Origin of the sequence: Candidatus Roseilinea sp. NK_OTU-006, assembly GCF_012931985.1 — a bacterium.
In the GTDB taxonomy this organism is placed as follows: domain Bacteria; phylum Chloroflexota; class Anaerolineae; order J036; family Brachytrichaceae; genus JAAFGM01.
In genome coordinates, this window is record NZ_JAAFGM010000115.1 from 1 (window position 1) to 2509 (window position 2509).

Below are 2509 nucleotides of genomic sequence, written 5' to 3' on the forward strand. Positions count from 1 at the left end.
CGCGCAGTGAAGATGGCGCCGGCGTTATTCAGCAACACATCGAGGCGCGGGTACGCATCGAGGAAGCGCCGTGCCAACGCGCGAATCTGTTGTAGCGACGATAGATCCGCCGGCATAGCCTCGACGGCGGGGTTGCCCGTCTGTCGCCGGATTGCCTCGACGACTTCGTCACACTTACGCGGGTTGCGGCTCACCACGATAACCGTTGCACCCATCTCCGCCAACCGATGCGCACTCACCCGGCCAATGCCGGCCGTCGCGCCTGTCACAACACAAATCTTGCCTTGCAGATTCGACATACCTTACTCATCACCTCACACAGCGTTCACGACCCTTCCCAAACCGGCTTCGGCCACCGGCGTGCGCCGACCGACACGAGCGCCGAGACGTCACTCCGGCAACAGATCCTTGAAGCGTGGGTTATCGCGCACAGCAGCCAGCGCTTTCGGGTCGGTCTCAAGCCGCAGATACTCTTCCATCATGCGGCGCGCCGCCGTCATGTCCCGGCGCTCACGATACAGCACCATCAGGTTGTAGGCGAGGTCGGGGTCATCCGGGGCGATGGCGCGCGCGCGGGTCAGCGAATCCAACGCGCCGCCCCAATCCCCGACCTCCTTTAAGGCCTGGGCCAATTCCTTTAGCGTCTGTGCGCTCTCCCCTTCGGCGCGAATGCGGTTAAACAATACGCCGACCCGCTGGCCCGGCGTCAACTTGGCGAGGTCTACCGCCTGCCAGCTCGTGCTGGGCTGAGGCAGGCCGGGCGCAAGTTGCGATGATGCCGGCGATGCGCCCGGCGCGTGCACTGCGCTCGGTGACGGCGCAGCGGGCGCGGCAGCGGCCGGCGCTTCCGGCGTCCGGGCTGCAGCTTTCGCCAGGAGCACAGGCAAGTTCTCCTTGCGAATGCGCAGGTCTAGATAGTTCAGCGTCGTGAAGACGATGCGAAACGGCGTGAGCAACAGCGCACCGATGACACTGACGGCGATCAGAACGATTGAGACCGCTATCAGCCCGGGCAACACGGTGACGTCGAGGGTGATGTTGCCCGGCGGCGTTCCCTGCTGAAGCGAAAGTACGCCGATCAGCACCACCGAACCTACGATGAGTGCCGGCACAGCCGATACGACGAACTCGAGGAGGAATAACAGGATGTAGCGCCAGAAGATAAGCCCGCGGCTGCCGCGCGCGATCGCCACGCTTCGGCTGAGCCCCTGCAACCCATCCACGCCCTCACCGACGATGGCCGGCGTGCGAAAGGCCCAGTTGATCGCCAACACCACCGAGACGACCACCGCGCCGATCACGAGCGGCGCGCATAATGCCGCCGTGGCGACCAACGCGATGGATGAAACGCCGGCAAACACATCCGCGCCGAAGACGCCGAATACGGGTATCGCCAGCGCCACCATTAGGCCACCGAGTAGAACCAGATAGACGACGATGAGGGGCAGGTTGATGCCGATCTGCGCCAGGAGGTTCGCGATCCAGAGCGAACCCCATTGCCGGCGCGTTTGGCCATACGACGCGCGCAGCCCCGGCGCCCGACCCAGGATGCGCTCGATCACATTGAAAGCGAGCGCGCCCTCTGCCCATGGCCAGAAGATGCCCAAAAGCCAAATGAGCGCAGGGATGCAGTTGGAGATGAAGGAGATGAAGATAAGGCCTGCGGAAGAGGCTTCTTGTGCCGGAAGGTCGAGCGCATCACCGGACGGCCCGGCCAGCCCCATCACCACTCCGGCCAGCGTGGCGATCGAGCTCATCGCCCCCAACAACAGGGCAGGCAAGAGGATGACCGACGAAATCGAGAAGAAAAGCGGGAAGTGTCTTCGATAGAGATCGAATGCGAGCGCGAAGATTTCGCCGGTGGAACGGGGACGCAGTTCGACAGAACCTGTCGTCATACGCGTGAGTATAATCTGCTCGCACATCGAACGATGCAAGGGCGCAGTCCAGGTAGCAAGCGGCTGCGCCTTCGTTTTAAGGGAGCGTTGTCAAACATGGAAAGCGTGATTCACCCTTCGGCTTCGATGGCGCGCGGCCACGCTCAGGAGCAGGTCACGCGCGGGATCGGCCTGGCGGCGCTGGCGATGTTGATCGTGGCGTTGGCGCTGGTGTTCCTGGTTGCCCCCACCGGCGATGCCCGATCCGGAGGCGAAGCGCAGCGAATCAAGTTGGCAGCAGAACTATCGAGAAACTCGATTGGCAATACACTATATATTCTTGATGAGCCAACGACGGGTTTACATCTTTATGATGTTGAAAAGCTGATAAAAGTTTTGTATCAATTAGTAGAGAGGGGTAATACGGTAGTTATTATCGAACACAATCTCGAAGTATTAAAACATTGTCAATATATTATTGATTTAGGCCCTGATGGGGGTGAAAAGGGGGGAGAGTTAGTTTATCAAGGGGAAATTGATGGAATTGTTAAAGAAAAAAGATCATGGACAGGTAAATATCTTAAAGGTTTAATCTAAACAATGAAAAAAAAATTATTATTTTTAGCGACTTT

2 protein-coding genes and 1 pseudogene are annotated in these 2509 nt (G+C 59.3%); 1 reads left to right on the top strand and 2 read right to left on the bottom strand.

The features are described from left to right. Positions 1 to 299 (bottom strand): SDR family NAD(P)-dependent oxidoreductase (locus GXH28_RS15965; protein WP_169239992.1); only part of this gene is annotated, 299 nt, incomplete at its 3' end. Positions 300 to 389: 90 nt separating this feature from the next. Continuing rightward, a complete protein-coding gene (locus GXH28_RS15970; RefSeq protein ID WP_169239993.1) occupies positions 390 to 1898 on the bottom strand; it encodes a tetratricopeptide repeat protein in 1509 nt (502 codons plus the stop codon). A gap of 243 nt (positions 1899 to 2141) precedes the next feature. On the opposite strand from GXH28_RS15970, the pseudogene GXH28_RS15975 reads away from it, so the two are divergent. Continuing rightward, a pseudogene (locus GXH28_RS15975) lies at positions 2142 to 2474 on the top strand (excinuclease ABC subunit UvrA); the annotation flags it as partial. Positions 2475 to 2509 lie beyond the last annotated feature (35 nt).

Coding starts and splice junctions, on each gene's coding strand:
- GXH28_RS15970 (WP_169239993.1), bottom strand. CDS start 1,898: ATGACGACAGGTTCTGTCGAACTGCGTCCCCGTTCCACCGGCGAAATC.